This is a genomic window from Vibrio sp. 10N.261.45.E2 (assembly GCF_002875705.1).
Classification (GTDB): Bacteria; Pseudomonadota; Gammaproteobacteria; order Enterobacterales; family Vibrionaceae; genus Vibrio.
Genome location: NZ_MCZZ01000148.1, coordinates 1 through 15,986, shown reverse-complemented (window position 1 = coordinate 15,986; position 15,986 = coordinate 1). Strand labels below are relative to the sequence as shown.

The window sequence follows — 15,986 nt, the reverse complement described above, 5'->3', positions numbered from 1 at the left end:
AATTTAATAGAGATTAAATGCCAAGGATGACTAACCTTTCCGCTTGTGCGTAAGGGTAAAGTAACCAGTGGCTTAAAAGTGAGCAGCCCAGCCAATCAGGAACCCTTGCGATGCGGTATCGTATTCAAAGGTTCCCTTGTTTTCGTAATCAACCCAGGTCGATTTGTAGGCGACATTTAAGTCAGACCAATTGTTTATTTGGTATCGCACGCCAGTTAATAGAGAAGAGGTAAAGTCGGTATCGCTACCAAGCCCTGCATCAATGGTTGCGTGAAACTTCCAGTCCTTATTGATCTGCGTAATCCATCTCACACCTACTTGGTAGTCAACCCAATCTTCATCGAGTGATCGGTCGACACTTAGCTTACCACCTGAACCGTAAAGCTTGGCATCAATGTCGTTATCCCACCAACGAAGCCCAAACAGATAATCAATCGTGCCAAAATCGTATTGGTAGCGCTTAAACCCCTTCACATCTAAAACACCTTGTCGGATATCAAGATTGCCTCTTAATAACTCTGCATTGGAACCTAATACCGAGTTTGTTTTGCCACTAAGCTTCATGTAGCTGTAATCGATGTAGTAACCCCATTGGTTGTCATAAACGCCTTCTAAACGAACCATCGCCGTCATATCGATATGATCCATGATGAACGAGGGATCGATATCAACGTCTGTAGAAAGGTTACCTATGGTGCTGTCACCGTGGATGTTGAGCGCGAGAGCGTAAATTTCGAAGCTGTGTTGCCATTGCACTGTGCTTGCTGGTTGAGTTGTTTGTTGAGCATTTACAGTTGAACTAACAGCCAGTGCTGATGCGAGTAGATAACGCCATTTAGTCATATTGATATCCTTATCCTCGATGTGAAATTGCACTGTTATAAATGTATGTTTTGACCATTCATTTTCTACATATGCAACTTGCATATTGCTGATTGTAGACTATGTTTTTTGAAAAGAGCCAAATTAAAAAAGTAAGGATATGAAGCCACAAAGTGTTTTTTTGTTCGTCGCTGTTTTGGGTTTAACACCGATTGCATTGTCGTACGGTTATGCTCCCGTTGTCTCCCTCGATTATCTTTTCGGAATTGATGCAACTCCCGTCAATGTCACCCACATCTTTCGTGCTGTGATGGGTTTGTACTTAGCGTTAGCTTTGTTTTGGATCGCAGGGGCGCTACTAAAGAAATACCGACTGCCAGCGCTCTACAGTTTGGTGGTCTTCATGTTGGGTTTGGCTGCCGGCCGAGTCATTAGCTTGCTAATAGATGGTATGCCTCATTGGCTACTTGTTGTTTATCTATTATTGGAGCTTGGCTTTGGTTTGGTAGGAATAAAAATGGTTCACAAAGAGCAATCTGAAACAGTATAAGGACATTCTATGAAAAGGATTTTCGACCTTGTCGTTCTGAGTGTGTTGAGTAGCTTTTCGCTATCGGCATGGTCAGCCCAAGAACAACCGAATATTTTTGTTATCTTCACGGATGATATTGGGATATCAAACCTGAGTGCTTATCACAATGGCGTGATGAGTAGTGAAACACCGAACATTGATAGTATTGCCGAAAAAGGCATGCTGCTTACTGATTATTACGCGCAACCCTCTTGTACGGCAGGTCGCTCTGCGTTCTTAACGGGTCAGCTTCCTGTGAGAACAGGTATGCACACAGTCGGGTTACCGGGTGGCCCAGTGGGTTTAAGTGCTGACACTCCAACGCTTCCTGAGATCCTTAAAACTATGGGCTATGTCACAGGGCAATTTGGCAAAAACCACCTTGGTGATCGAGATGAATTCCTACCGACAATGCACGGCTTTGATGAATATTGGGGTTGGTTGTATCACTTGAATGCAATGGAGTACACGGAAGATCCAGATTGGCCAAAAGATGGATCTTTGGATGCGTTCGCGCCTCGTAATGTTATTTACGCAAAATCAGACGGTAAAGGTGGCCAAACGATTGAAGACGATGGTGCGTTGTCGATAGAGCGTATGAGAACACTCGATGATGAAGTGAACAAACACGCCATCAACTTCATTGAAAGAGCGGTTGAAGCGGATAAGCCGTTCTTCACTTGGTATTGCCCGTCACGTGGTCACGTTTGGACGCACCTTTCACCCGAATACGAAGCCATGCTTGGTCAAAACGGTTGGGGTCTTCAAGAAGTGGTCATGAAAGATCTTGATGACCATGTCGGTGAGATGATGGCGAAAATGGAAGAACTCGGTATTGCCGACAACACCATCATCATTTTCACTGCAGATAATGGCCCTGAGATCATGACTTGGCCTGATGGTGGTATGACGCCTTACCACGGTGAAAAAGGCACAACTTGGGAGGGTGGTGTTCGTGCTCCAGCTCTCGTAAGTTGGCCGGGTAAGATTCCTGCAGGTAGCGTAGGCAATGGCATCTTTGACGGTATGGACTGGTTGCCAACTCTGGTCGCTGCTGCTGGTGGTCCAACAGATCTAAAAGAGAAAATGCTCAAAGGTCATGATGGCTTCAAAGCGCATCTCGATGGGTACAACCAAGTGGACATGCTGACTGAGAAAGGCGAGTCAAACCGTAAAGAGATCTACTACTACGAACGAGACAAGCTACAAGCGGTTCGTGTTGGCGATTGGAAGGCGCACTTCATTGTACAGAACCACGGTTGGAGTGGCCCTAAAGAAGAGCTAAACGCGCCATTGCTGTTTAACTTACGTCGTGACCCATATGAGCGAGCGGCAGAAGAGTCGGGCATGTACCTAAAATGGATGGGGCAAAAAATGTGGGCATTTGGCCCAGCGCAAGCGGCTGTGCAACAACATCTAGCCACCTTCCAAGAGTGGCCTCCGGTAACGCCTGATGCTCCGGCAGAGAAAACGGGTGGTGTAGGCAACTGATGCTCAATTCTTTTCAACTAGTTTGAACAGCGAAAGCTGACTAGAAACAAAAATCCCGTTGGAGACCTTTCGTCACCAACGGGATTTTTTATGCATTGAATCGTGAACGATTTCTAGTTGAGTTTCAACGTGGTATTACGCTCTACAAATTGAACAGGCACCATTAACTTAACCAAACTGGTGTCTTGTTCTTGAATTTGGTTTACCACGATCTTGACCGATTCACGTGCAAGACGACGGAAATCCTGCTTAAAAGTGGTGAGCTGGTAGTTCAGCCACTGAGTTTGTGGGATATCGTCAAACCCGATTACTTGTAGATCTTGAGGAATACTCAGTCCGAATTCTAAGCGAGCCACATCCATCACAGCCATTGCAAGGTTGTCGGTTGCACAAAAGATGGCTTCAGGGTGGGAAGCTTCTTTGAACATTGCTCTGATGATCTCGAGTGAATCCAGGTAATCGTAATCAGCCTCAATCACACGAGCCTGTTTCCCTGTTAAGTCTTCAAACTCTGTACAGAAACCGATTTGGCGCTCGCCATTGGTAAAGGTCGGGACGTTACCTGTAACGTAAGCGGCTGATTTGATGCCAAGCTTATGAAAATGCTGCGCAGCAAATTGACCTGCGGCGTAGTTGTCGCTCACCACATGGCTACTCTTGGTGCCTTCAACCACACGAGCATACTGAACGATAGGGATATCGAACTCTTCACACTCTTCATAAAGCGATTTATTAAAGGTCGCAGAAGCGGCAATCACACCATCAACTCGGTATTGGAAGATATTGGGAATAGAGTGGTTGTCATTGCCATCCACTTGCCAAGGGATCAATACTGCAGAGTAACCCTGTTTTTGTAGCTCAGTAGAGATAAGCTGCAGGGTTTTCATATGAATAGGGTAATCAGCGTCTGGGAAAACCAAACCAATCAATTTGGATTCGTTTGTCGTCAAGCTACGGGCAAAGGCATTGGGACGATAATTCAGAGATTTCGCAGCATCGAATACTTTTTGCTTGGTCTTTTCAGACACAGAACTGCCCGGGACAAATACACGAGAAACAGAGGATTGAGAAACGCCAGCAAGCTTAGCGACATCTTTTGAGGTTACGGTTGTTTTGGACACCGAAGAGTGTTTTGGAGAGTTCATAGACCATACTTTTGAACCAAATTGATTGTGCATAGAGTAACATAATTAGGTACGTACTCAAAAATACAATGTGCCATGATTGGATGAAAAATAAGGGTTAATAGAGGGTGTTGAATATTATTCTGGGTATGACCCAAAAAAGCTCTGCGTTAAGAGCAGAGCTTTGTTTAAAGAATTTATGACTCGACTAACTGGGTGTTAGAAGTAGTAACGGATACCCGCAGCAAATTGGTCGTCACGGTTTTCGAACTTGCTACCAACGAGTTGATCTTTACCTAGATCGAATTGGTACTCAGTCCAAACTAAGAATTTGTTCTTCTGGAAGTGGTATTCAACACCGGGGATAAGCAAGTTACGCTCGTAACCTTGAGTTTCGTCGCCACGATCTTCCATGTAGTTGTAGTTCAACGTAGGGCGTAGGCCGTTGTCGAAATGGTAGTACGTGTAGACTTCGCCACCCAGAGTATCTATTAATGCGTTGCGTGTTGTTGAGGTTTCAACAGATTCCCAGTTTTCACCTACGTGGAAAGTCGCACCTGCGTAGAAGCCACCGTTGCTGTAGTTTGCACCCAACAACATGATGCGCATGTTGTCACCATTTTTAGCCCCTTCAACACCAGTTGAAAGATCATCTAGCTCATTTTGGTGGTAAGCCGCTCCAAGTGTGATGCCATCAAATGGTTTGTAAGTGATCGATGCACCCATACCGTTCTTCAAAGTTGCAGCTGCTCGGTTATCTGTTCCTGAATTTGAACTACGATCTGAACCCGATAGTGCAACATCTTCACGTGTCGTTTGGTAAGTAAAACCGTAGCTTACTTCGTCGTTGATTGAGTTGCGGTAAGTAATGGAGTTTTCAGCACGGCCTGTACCTGATGCAATACCCCAGTCAGAAAGGTTGTAAACACCTGAACCGCGAGTACCGAAGACTCGACCTAAGTCGGTGTACCATGCTACGTCATAAAAAGTAGACCACTGCTTAGTACCTGCAGCAATCTTGCCGTATTTGTCGTGCTCTACGCCAGCGTATAGAAGTCGGTCGTAAATATTGTCGCCGTTAGCACCAGAGTTGTAACCCCATTCGGCATGGCCAAAGCCAGTCCAACCGTTGTCTAGACCCATTTGACCTTTAAGGCCGAAACGAGAACTACCGCTGTTCCATTCACCGTTGTGGTCGCCGCCCTTATCTTGGTAACGAACGTCAAAACGACCGTCTAAAGTAAGGCTATCGCCCGCGTCATTGGTAAAAGTGTGTGCAGCAAAAGCAGAACCCGATGTAAGTGCTGTCAGAATCACTGCAGAAAGAATCGACTTGTTCATTGTTATTCTCTTTATTCAGGCCGCAGAAAGCCACCGTGCTTTCGAGCCCGTTATATTAGTAATGGTTTGGCAGGGTGTACCCCATCCATGAGGCACGAGTTGATTCAATTATTAGTGGAGCAATAATGAATGGTGTGGAGCACTTACTAGGAGCGAGAAGGGTCTCCTAGTAAGCGTAGCAACCTAAATCAGATGTCCATTTAGGTTGCCACTATTTCGTTTCAATCTTTGGGATTAAAGCGTTTCGATTACAGCGTTGGGTTCATGATGGTTGAAGTGCGTTCAAACACATCTAGACCTTGCTGTTGTAGCCAGTAAGGAAGGTCGATAAGAACCCAGTTCTCAGACAGTTTGTCACCGTCACGGTAGTAAACGTCAACCACTTGCATGTTTGCACGTACTTCACCGCCAGTCATACCTAGGAAGCCACCTGTTGGTGTGTTTGATAGGTTTGGCCAACCGAAGAAACAAGAGAAGTTACCTTCAGCGAAACGACAAACGTGGCCGTTGAACTTCTTGTCTTTCAGGTTGTTACGGAAAGGAAGTTGGTGCTGCTGTTGGTAGCGAGGAATTGTGTAAGACGCGCCGATACCACATGGGCCGTACCAAATCATGTCTTTTGACCAGCTCTTCGCTAGTACTTCTGGTGGGCAACCCATCGCGCCGCTGTCGTTAAGAGCAGATAGGTCATCAACCATTTTGTTTACTAGAGCAAGAGTCGCAACGCCTTCTTCTGGAGCCGCATCTTCAAACAATAGGCCATCGTGGTTACGTGGTCCAGGGTATACGAAGTGCTTACCTGTTGATGGTGGTAGTGGGTAGCAACCCGCTTGGTCCATCATGCCTAGTAGATCTAGGAACAAGCCTGTTTTCGTGATTTTGCCGTCAACAACACAGTTAAATTCTGCGTAACGAACGTTCATGATTTTGCCAGTAGGGCGCATGCCTAGGTATTCAGCGTCGAATAGACCCATGAAGTGACCCATGCTCATTACCCAAATCTCATCTGGGTTAACTTCGTTGTTACCACCGATGAAGATATCTTGACGACGCTGCATGCGTGTCATTGATTTCATCATTGGAGCCCAGAATACGTCAGCCGCAGCCTGCGCGCCTTCTTGCTCACGGAATGGGTAAACACCACGCCACAAGTAATCTTCAGAAGTGTGTGCTTTCAGAACTTCTGCAACGTTTTCGTGAGTTGCGTTTTCCATTGCATCAAAGTATTCGCGAACAATGCGTTTAGCTTCTTGATATTTAGACATAATAATTTCTCTTTGTGTTGTCGAGTCAACATTCGGAACAGGACTCGATTTGGATTTTGATGCCGGCTGACTGATCAGCCGGCTTTAAATTTTTCGTATTTGAAATTCAACTTATGAGTTTCGAATTAAGCTTTTGCTGCTTCCGCTTTTTTGCTTTTATCGAAGATGCCGCCTTTCAGTGTTTCTGGCAGTGTTAGCCATAGAAGACCTGCAAGGATCCATACGATTGGAGAACCCCACATCGCTGTTTGTAGGTCGGTACGTTCTTGAATGAAGATAAGTACCATTGGAGCCCACATACCCAGGATACGACCACCGTGGAACAGAGCAGCACCGTAGCTACGTAGGTGTGCTGGGAACAGTTCAGAGAAGTAACCACCCCATACTGCTGAAGAAGACAGGCCGAAGTTGTAAATCAGACCAAGTAGAGCCAGCATGTTTAGGCCGCCAATCACCATGTCACCAGGCGCAACAAAGAAGATTGAAACCATGATGCCCGCTAGGATGAAACCAAATGCGTTCACCTTACGACCGAATTTGTCAGCCGCCCAACCCCAGAACCATGCACCAAACAGTGAGCCAAACGCTGAAATAGAGAAGATAAGACCGATGGTTGCACCGTCGAACATACGTACATCACGTAGGTAAGTGGTAACGAAGCCACCGAAGAATTGGAAACCGTAGAAGTTAAGGCCAGCCAGTAATAGACACGTTAATGTGATCTTACGGTAAGGCTTGCTGAGCATTTCGCCCCAAGAACCTTTCTTCGCAGGTGCATTTGATGCTTCTGCTTTTGCTTGCTCTTCTTCACCGTAAGCGATCACTTTCTTATCGCTAGGTAAAACAAAGATCATGACTGCCGCTGCTGCCAACGGTGGGATACCACCAACAAGCATTAGGCTTTCCCAAGGAGCTTCAATACTTGAAATGAATGCTGCATACGCACCCATAACCATCAGTGCAACAGAGAACATAGAAGATGCGAATGCAGTTAACTTACCGCGAACAGTCGGGGTGAATAGGCCGATCATCAAGCTCACTGCTACAGTGAAGTAACCACCTAGCGACAAACCAATGATGAAACGCATTGCAGCCCAAGTTGCGTAGTCGGTAAACATCATATTGATGATGGTAGCGCCGCCGTTTAGAGCTGTGATGGCAATAAGAGTGGGTTTTTTACCAAATTTTGTTGCTACCCAAGCACAGCTCAATGCACCAATAAGTGCACCAACCGACTGCCATGTATAGAACTGGGCAGTGTCTGACAGGTTAATACCATCATACGCTTCAACGATGTATGGGCGTACGTAGTCAATAATTACAAAGTTATAACAATAGAAAAAGTAACCCACTAGAATTGCTAGATATGCGGCTACCCTTTGAATCATAGGAACTTCGCTCATGTGTTTTTTAGTAGTCATGACCGATAAACCTTTATTTTTTATAGGGTGTTTATAGTTTTGATTATTGTGTGGTGATTATTGAACTTCATCACACCGTCTTCATTTCGGGAGAGATAATAGAATTTTTGTGGTTATTAGATCCGTGATCAAGGTCAATTTTAAAATGAGTGCGTACCCACTTTGTGTATTTTAGTGATCTTGATCCCATTAGATCGTGTTTTTGAGCAATTTAAGGGTTTTTGAACGTTTAATCAGCTATCTTAGTGATAATAGTCACACTTACTGTGGGTTTTTGAGGGAAAATATCCAATTTTGAGTAATATTGGCGGCGAATGATTTGCGACATACATTAAACGGAATCTAAAAATGGTTACGTACTCAAGTTTCGTGGTTATTGCTCTTTATGTGCTAACTACTCTATTTATCAGTTACTTAGTGAATAGGCGTTATAACGCTGGTGGTGATTTTTCCACAGGTGGAAAACAATTTGGTTGGTTTACGGCAGGTGTGTCGATTCTAGCAACCTACATCAGTGCGATGACATTTGTCGGTATGCCGGGCTGGGTTTACAGCTCTGGTATGGAAGCGATGAGTGTTCATCTTAATTACCCAATAGTGATTTTTTTCGCTGTGGTTTTCTTTGTTCCTGTGTTTTACAAGCTCGGCTTGACCTCTATCTATGAATACCTAGAGCACCGCTTTGGCGTTGTTGCTCGCACGATCAATTCGATTGTGTTTATTGTGGTTCAGTGCATTTCGGCGGGAGTGATTCTGTATGCGGTTGCTCTGATCTTGGTGCAAGTGCTACCGATAGGTATCTCTGAGGCGATTATTTACATCAGTTTGTTCACCGCGTTATACACCTATGCCGGTGGTATCTCGACAGTAATATGGACTGACATGCTTCAGTCAGCTGTGCTGATTATTGGCAGCATTGCGATTTTTGGTTTATTGCTGATGAAGATTGACGCGGGTGAGGCGCTGTCTCCAGAGCATCTAGAGATCATCAACCTTGATTTCGACTTGGGTGTCGATACCACATTGTGGGCAGGTTTAGTTGCTGTGAGCTTCTTACATCTGAGTGTCTATGGTACTAACCAATTGATTATTCAAAGAACACTCGCGACTAAGTGTGTTAAAACCGCACAAAAGTCGATGCTGCTTTGCGGCTATGGTGCGTTCTTTGTTTATCTGTTCTTTGCTGTGATGGGTGTGTTACTGAGCGTTTTTTATCAAGACAGCAGTTTTGAGAACAGCAACGAAGTGATCCTCGATTTTGTTTTCAACCATACCAACCCAATCATTGTTGGTTTGGTGATTTCGGCTCTTTCTGCTGCGGCAATGTCGACACTTGATTCGACGTATAACTCAATGGCAACCGTGGCAACGTTCGATTTTTATAAGCGCTTTTTCCGTAAATCAGCCTCCGATGCACATTACGAATCGGTAGCAAGAAAAATGAGCCTTGTCGCTGCGGCTTCAGTGGTTGTGCCTGCTTTGCTGGCCATCTCGAATGAATCTGTACTCAAAACGATTGCTAGCTTAACTTCGATTTTTGTCGGTATTCGCCTTGGCTCTTTCATCCTAGGTTTGTTCTTCAAGCGAGCAAACGAAAAAGGGGTGATTGCAGGCAGTATTGGCAGCGTGGTCGTGGTATTCGTTGCTAAATACAGTGGCATCTCTTGGCCTTGGTTTGCCTTGATTGGCACTGTGGTTTTCTTAGTGTTAGGTGTTGTTGTGAGTCGCTTCTGGGGCGAAGTAACCGAGCAACAGAATGAATTTATAGCCAAGCAAAAGCATTTGTTTGCAAAGCCTACCGCGAGTCATTACGGCTTGTTGGTGTTCGCTGTTGTGACGATTGCTGCTTGTACTGTTATCCCTGATTGGCTTTATGCCGTTCTTTCTTAATTGACCGATTTTTTACTGGTATATCTATGTTATCGATCTTTGATATCTACAAAATTGGTGTGGGGCCATCGAGCTCACACACCAATGGCCCAATGATTGCGGGTTTTCATTTCACACAATTAATCGCCGATAGAATCGCAGAAGTAACGCGTGTTCAGGTGGATTTATATGGTTCTTTGTCGTTGACTGGTATTGGTCACCACACCGACAGAGCAACTATATTAGGTTTACTTGGCAATAAGCCAGACACCATCAAGATCACCAGTGCGAACCAAGCAATGCGTCATGCCGTAGATAGTGGTGAGATGGATCTTGCGGGCACGAAGCACATTGCCTTCAACTATGAAACCGACATGTTGTTCCATGAAGACAATCTGCCTTTGCATGAAAATGGCATGATGATCACCGCATTTGACCAAGCAGGAAATGTGCTTGTTGATGAAACTTACTACTCGATAGGTGGCGGTTTTATCGCAACTGCTGATGAGTTGCAAAATGGCACTCAAACCCAAGCAGTAGAAGTCCCTTTCCCGTTCAAAAACGCCGATGAAATGCTGCAACAAGCTGACAATAGCGGGATGAGCCTCGGTGGCATGATTCTGAAAAATGAAGCGGAATTCGAAGGCGCTGACATTATTTCAGACAAAGCGGATCAAATCTGGCGAGTGATGAGCCGTTGCATGGAACGTGGCTTTGAAACTGAAGGCATTCTTGATGGTGGGTTGAACGTTACTCGTCGTGCACCAAATCTACTGAAAAAACTTGAAGCCAACGCAGCCGTTGAAAATGACCCAATGGAAATCATGGATTGGATTAACTTGTTTGCGTTTGCGGTTAGCGAAGAAAATGCCGCAGGTGGCCAAGTTGTCACATCTCCAACCAATGGCGCGGCGGGCGTGATTCCTGCTGTATTGATGTATTACCATCGCTTCATTAAAGAGTTGGATACCAAGCAGTTAAAAGATTTCTTAGCCGTATCGGGCGCGATTGGTATTTTGTATAAAACTAATGCTTCAATTTCTGGTGCGGAAGTAGGGTGCCAAGGTGAAGTTGGCGTGTCGTCTTCTATGGCGGCTGCGGGATTAACGGCACTGCGCGGCGGCAGTAACGAGCAGATCTGTATCGCGGCGGAAATCGCGATGGAACACTCGTTGGGTATGACGTGTGACCCTATTGGTGGCCTAGTACAAGTACCGTGTATTGAGCGAAATGCGATGGGTGCGATGAAGGCGATTAATGCATCTCGCATGGCATTGAAACGTAACAGTAAATCTTTGATCTCGTTGGATAAGGTTATCGCGACCATGTACCAAACGGGCAAGGACATGAACAAGAAGTATCGTGAAACATCATTAGGCGGTTTAGCCTTGATTCATTTAGCTCCCCCTTGTGAATAACTAAGTTAGTTAAACCAAGCAAACAATCATGTTAAGCCCAGAGCTTTTAGACTTCAGAAATCTATAGCGGCTGGGCTTTTTGTTTGGTGTTTTTTAGGGAGAGATAGCTGACTAGGGCTTGTTGACCTTTCGTGGTTAAATTTTGTTCGAGATAAAAGCGTTTTAATCGCGGCGAGGGCGAAGTAGCCTAGTCATTCTAAGCAAATCTCCCTCAACAAAGAGTAAAACGCTTTTAGCCGAACCCTTCGGGCAGCGTTTGCTGGTCATTTCTACTACGTTATCGGCTTCTCATGTAGGCTAGCTACACATCGACGCCTCTGCCTTGTATAAATACCCAGCAACTCGCTGCAAAAATCAGCTCGAAAGATCAACACGCCCTAAACTGATAGGGGCAGTTGATAACTGTTTTTCAACTCTTTTACTGAGATATTTGATTGAATCGCACTCACGCCTTTGACTCTTCTGATCGAGCTAATGCGCTCAAAGTACTCTTCCAAATCTTTCGCCAACACTTGCACCATGTAATCGGCACCGCCTGCAATACAGTGACACATGGGAATCCAATCGGTTACTGCGACAAACTCTTCGAATGGCTCTGTGTTTTCAACTTCATGGTTGCCTAAGGTCACAAGAGTAAAACCCGCCACATGCAAACCAAGCTTCTTGCGATTTAGCTTCGCAGCGTAACCATCGATATAGCCCGTTTCTTCCATGCGTTTCCAACGGCGCCAGCATGGGGTTTCGCTCAGGTTAACCTTCTCTGCGAGCTTGCTGTTGCTCATGCGTCCGTCTTGTTGAATGTGTTCCAAGATGGCGATATCTGTGTCATCTAACACTTCTTTGGTGGATTCTTTCTGTTTCATGGTTATTTCGGGAAAGTTCTGCTCAAATTTGAATTAATACTAGCGTATATAGCAATTTAATTCCTCGTCGAATCTGTAAACTCTCTCCGTATAAATACTTTGCTTACTAGGAGTGAGAGGAAATGAGCTCTCAATTAATGCTGGCGTTCTTGCTATTTTCAACATCAATCGCAATTACACCTGGGGCAGGCAATATCGCATTACTTGGGATTTCAAGTCGTTATGGATTTGCTGCGACTTTACCTTTTATCTCTGGAAACGCTGTTGGCATCATCATTGTATTGGCGGGTTCCAGTGTTGGATTGGTGAGCCTGTTTACCCTTTACCCAGAGCTTTACAATATTTTGAAATACGCGGGTGCGGCTTATTTGCTGTTCATGGCGTGGTCGATTGCGAATATGCAAATCGAAGAGAGCGCTATCGACAATCGCTCGGGTTTCATGTCAGGCGTGTTGGTGCAGGTGTTAAACCCTAAAGGTTGGATAGCATCATTAACCGTGTTTTCGCAGTTCATTACTCCAAATGCAGACTATTTGATTCAAGTAGTGACCATTATCGCGGGTATGGTTGTTACGGGTGTACCTTGCATGTTGGTGTGGGCGTATTGCGGCACTATGCTTAAAAAGCTGCTTCAGTCACCAAAACAGATGATGTTTGTGAATCGTTGCTTGGGTGGAAGCCTGGCTCTGGTTGTTGCTTTCATGCTTTATCAACCAGCATAAATTACAAAGAAAAAAACCACTCCTAAATCCATAGGAGTGGCGTCTAAATGTCGACTAAGTCGTTAACAGTAAAGAATTAAGTTAACAAATATTTAAGGAACTTAAGTTAAAATCTTTAAGCCTTTCAGTTTTAAGCTTTTCAGTTTAACGATTAAGCGGTTTCAGCCTCTTTAACAGGAGCCGAGTTACGGATTAGGTGGTCGAATGCGCCTAAACTTGCTTTCGCACCTTCACCCATCGCAATGATGATCTGTTTGTAAGGGACGGTTGTTACGTCACCCGCTGCAAATACACCTTTCATTGATGTTGCGCCATGAGCATTAATTTCAATTTCACCGCGTGGTGAAAGCTCAACTTTTGAACCTTTCAACCATTCGCTGTTTGGCATTAGGCCAATTTGAACAAAGATACCTGCGAGTTCGATCTGTTTAAGTTCATCGGTGTTGCGGTCTTTGTATTCCAGACCTGTTACACGGTTGCCGTCACCCAGCACTTGTGTCGTTTGCGCCATCTTGATGATTTCGATGTTTGGCGTTGCGTTTGCTTTGTCGATAAGCACTTGGTCAGCGCGCAATGTATCGGCAAATTCAAGTACAGTTACATGCTCCACAATACCTGCTAGGTCGATTGCAGCTTCAATGCCAGAGTTACCACCGCCAATAACGGCTGTTTTCTTGCCTTTGAACAGAGGGCCATCACAGTGTGGGCAGTAAGCTACGCCTTTGTTGCGGTACTCTTGCTCGCCCGGAACGTTCATTTCACGCCAGCGTGCACCCGTACTTGTGATGACGGTACGAGCTCGCAGTGTTGCGCCACTCTCTAATTCAACGTGGATGTAGCCGTCTTTCGTGTCTTCCGCAGCAATGATGTTGGCAGCGCGCTGCTCTGTCATTACTTCAACACCGTACTCTTTTACGTGCTCTTCCAGGCTTGCGACTAACTTAGGACCCGTTGTCGCTTTCACTGAGATAAAGTTCTCAATCGCCATGGTATCCATCACTTGACCGCCAAACCGGTCAGCAACAACACCAGTGCGAATGCCTTTACGTGCTGCGTAGATAGCTGCTGAAGAACCAGCAGGACCACCACCCACAACCAGTACATCAAATGGTGCTTGTTGATTTAGGTTTGCCGCTTTTTTTTCCGCTGCGCCTGAGTCTACTTTATTAAGAATCTCAGCCAGTGACATACGGCCTTGACCGAATAGTTCACCATTAATGAACACGCTTGGTACCGCCATAATATCGCGAGACTTCACTTCGTCTTGGAATGCAGCGCCATCAATCATGGTTGTTTTAACCAGAGGGTTAAGCGCCGACATCATGTTGAATGCCTGAACTACTTCTGGGCAGTTTTGGCACGATAATGAGATGAAAACTTCTACATTAAGTTCTTGATCTAATTCTTTAATTTGCTCGATTACATCAGCTTCAAGCTTGATAGGGTGACCACCACTGTGAAGCAGTGCAAGAACCAATGATGTGAACTCGTGACCCATAGGTAAACCCGCGAAACCGATCGCAGTGCCTTTCTCTTGGTTCACTACCTGCATGATAGGGCTGCGCGTGCTTGCGCTATCATCGCGAGTCACTTCAATTTTGTCGGTTAAAGACGCGATATCATTCGCTAGGTCTTGGAGTTTGTTTGCGGTATCGCTGTCATCTAGGGTCAGCACTAACTGAACGTTGGTTTTTAGGTTTTCTAGGTATGCTTTTAGCTGCTGCTTCATTGCTTGATCTAACATAATCGTGCCTGCTCTTAAATTCTGTGTCTTGGTATTGACAATACCTTCTTGCTGAAAAAGGAAAATAAAAAGGGGGCGCAAGTCGGCAAATATTGTGGTGTCGATGGTTTGAAAGGGTGGCGCGCAACTGCCCTTTAGGAGGGGGGCCGAAGCGCGCCTGTAGAACCGTTTTATTTGTTCTTTTTAGATAGGCTTAGATTAAATCTTACCTACTAGGTCTAGAGATGGTGCTAGTGTCTCTTCGCCCTCTTTCCATTTAGCTGGGCAAACTTCACCTGGGTTAGCCGCTACGTATTGTGCTGCTTTAACCTTGCGTAGTAGGTCTTCTGCGTCACGACCGATACCTTCAGCAGTGATTTCCATTGCTTGGATAACGCCTTCTGGGTCGATAAGGAACGTAGCACGGTCTGCTAGGCCTTGACCTTCACGCATTACGTTGAAGTTGTTTGTGATAGTGCCTGTTTGGTCGCCTACCATGAAGTATTCGATAGTGCCGATCTTGTCAGAAGTATCGTGCCATGCTTTGTGAGAGAAGTGAGTGTCAGTTGATACTGAGTAAACTTCTACGCCGCGAGATTGAAGCTCTGCGTATTTGTCTTGTAGGTCAACTAGCTCAGTTGGACATACAAACGTGAAGTCTGCTGGGTAGAAGAAGAACACTGCCCACTTACCTTTAACGTCTTGCTCAGTGATTTCTACGAATTCGCCGTTTTTGAATGCTGTTGCGTTGAATGGTTTGATTTCTGTGTTGATCATGTTTTGACTCTCTTTCTAATTTGTAGTGTTTAACGCTATCCCGCGTCGATGGAGATATATTGCATCCACACCGAAAATTAGTGAAATCGGACATTTCTATAGATTCAATAGGCGATTCCTATCTTTGAAAGGAGAAAGCTATCGACAGAAGCTATCAAACATCAGCAATACTCGATTTGAGTGACTATGCTCTTTAGGTTGTTCTCTATATTGGGCTTTCCTCTGACTAACGTGAGTGTCTATTTATAGTGAGAGCATGTATGTAGATAGCGTTTCTTTAAGTGAGCTGAGATCCCATTTCAATCATCAAATAACAAAAAATTATTATTAACATAAATTATGATAATTTCAGTTAATCAAAATCTCTACCTATACTCTCTTCATCGAAACGAGATACCGAAGCTAGACTTCGAAAAGCACAGAATAAAAAACGAATTGGAGAAAGTTATGAAAATGAATCACGTAGGCATCATGGTTGGCGATATGGACCAAGCGGTAGAGTTCTACACCAAGGCTCTAGGTCTAAGAGTTGTAATGAACAACACTAAAGTGATGGAAGAGCGCGAATCAGCAATCGGC

The 15,986-nt window shown here is 45.0% G+C and carries 14 protein-coding genes; 6 read left to right on the top strand and 8 right to left on the bottom strand.

Annotated features, from left to right (window positions below; genetic code table 11):
* Nucleotides 1-72 precede the first annotated feature (72 nt).
* Nucleotides 73-843 carry a hypothetical protein gene (locus tag BCT34_RS19405; RefSeq protein WP_076656580.1) on the bottom strand — a complete coding sequence of 257 codons (771 nt, stop codon included), beginning with the start codon at nucleotides 841-843 and terminating at the stop codon, nucleotides 73-75.
* A 139-nt stretch (nucleotides 844-982) separates the two neighbouring features.
* On the opposite strand from BCT34_RS19405, the gene BCT34_RS19400 reads away from it, so the two are divergent.
* A complete protein-coding gene (locus BCT34_RS19400) occupies nucleotides 983-1,372 on the top strand; it encodes a DUF4345 domain-containing protein (RefSeq protein WP_076656583.1) in 390 nt (129 codons plus the stop codon).
* A gap of 9 nt (nucleotides 1,373-1,381) precedes the next feature.
* Entirely contained in the window at nucleotides 1,382-2,884 is a 1,503-nt protein-coding gene (locus BCT34_RS19395) for an arylsulfatase (protein WP_076656586.1), read from the top strand.
* 113 nt (nucleotides 2,885-2,997) lie between these two features.
* Here the strand turns inward: BCT34_RS19395 and BCT34_RS19390 are convergent, their stop codons facing one another.
* The 4 genes from BCT34_RS19390 to BCT34_RS19375 form a co-directional block, all read right to left on the bottom strand.
* Nucleotides 2,998-4,029, bottom strand: coding sequence for a LacI family DNA-binding transcriptional regulator (locus BCT34_RS19390; protein ID WP_102305865.1), 1,032 nt, complete (start codon nucleotides 4,027-4,029; stop codon nucleotides 2,998-3,000).
* Nucleotides 4,030-4,227: 198 nt separating this feature from the next.
* Complete coding sequence (locus tag BCT34_RS19385; RefSeq protein WP_076656591.1) at nucleotides 4,228-5,349, bottom strand: porin; 1,122 nt, start codon at nucleotides 5,347-5,349, stop codon at nucleotides 4,228-4,230.
* Nucleotides 5,350-5,597: 248 nt separating this feature from the next.
* A complete protein-coding gene (locus BCT34_RS19380; RefSeq protein WP_048616719.1) occupies nucleotides 5,598-6,614 on the bottom strand; it encodes a nuclear transport factor 2 family protein in 1,017 nt (338 codons plus the stop codon).
* A 125-nt stretch (nucleotides 6,615-6,739) separates the two neighbouring features.
* Nucleotides 6,740-8,035 carry an MFS transporter gene (locus tag BCT34_RS19375; protein ID WP_076656594.1) on the bottom strand — a complete coding sequence of 432 codons (1,296 nt, stop codon included), beginning with the start codon at nucleotides 8,033-8,035 and terminating at the stop codon, nucleotides 6,740-6,742.
* A 348-nt stretch (nucleotides 8,036-8,383) separates the two neighbouring features.
* Between BCT34_RS19375 and BCT34_RS19370 the strand changes: the two genes are divergently transcribed.
* Both BCT34_RS19370 and BCT34_RS19365 read left to right on the top strand, forming a co-directional pair.
* Entirely contained in the window at nucleotides 8,384-9,925 is a 1,542-nt protein-coding gene (locus BCT34_RS19370; protein WP_076656597.1) for a sodium/solute symporter, read from the top strand.
* Between the two features lie 26 nt (nucleotides 9,926-9,951).
* The gene (locus BCT34_RS19365; RefSeq protein ID WP_076656600.1) at nucleotides 9,952-11,322 is read left to right on the top strand and encodes an L-serine ammonia-lyase; all 1,371 of its coding nucleotides are present in this window, start codon (nucleotides 9,952-9,954) and stop codon (nucleotides 11,320-11,322) included.
* A gap of 377 nt (nucleotides 11,323-11,699) precedes the next feature.
* On the opposite strand, the gene BCT34_RS19355 is transcribed toward BCT34_RS19365, so the two are convergent.
* Nucleotides 11,700-12,185: an Lrp/AsnC family transcriptional regulator gene (locus BCT34_RS19355; protein ID WP_076650931.1), complete on the bottom strand. Its 486-nt coding sequence runs from the start codon at nucleotides 12,183-12,185 to the stop codon at nucleotides 11,700-11,702.
* Between the two features lie 122 nt (nucleotides 12,186-12,307).
* Here BCT34_RS19355 and BCT34_RS19350 point away from each other — a divergent pair, with 122 nt between their 5' ends.
* Nucleotides 12,308-12,907 carry a LysE family translocator gene (locus BCT34_RS19350; protein ID WP_076650932.1) on the top strand — a complete coding sequence of 200 codons (600 nt, stop codon included), beginning with the start codon at nucleotides 12,308-12,310 and terminating at the stop codon, nucleotides 12,905-12,907.
* A 151-nt stretch (nucleotides 12,908-13,058) separates the two neighbouring features.
* Here BCT34_RS19350 and ahpF read toward each other — a convergent pair whose 3' ends face one another.
* Nucleotides 13,059-14,651 (bottom strand): alkyl hydroperoxide reductase subunit F, encoded by a 1,593-nt coding sequence (gene ahpF / locus BCT34_RS19345; RefSeq protein WP_076650933.1) that lies wholly within the window; start codon nucleotides 14,649-14,651, stop codon nucleotides 13,059-13,061.
* Nucleotides 14,652-14,849: 198 nt separating this feature from the next.
* Nucleotides 14,850-15,407, bottom strand: a complete 558-nt coding sequence (ahpC, locus tag BCT34_RS19340; protein WP_061018894.1) for an alkyl hydroperoxide reductase subunit C — start codon at nucleotides 15,405-15,407, stop codon at nucleotides 14,850-14,852.
* A 339-nt stretch (nucleotides 15,408-15,746) separates the two neighbouring features.
* Between ahpC and BCT34_RS24690 the strand changes: the two genes are divergently transcribed.
* The coding region (locus tag BCT34_RS24690; RefSeq protein WP_241906877.1) for a VOC family protein at nucleotides 15,747-15,986 on the top strand (240 nt) is incomplete at its 3' end.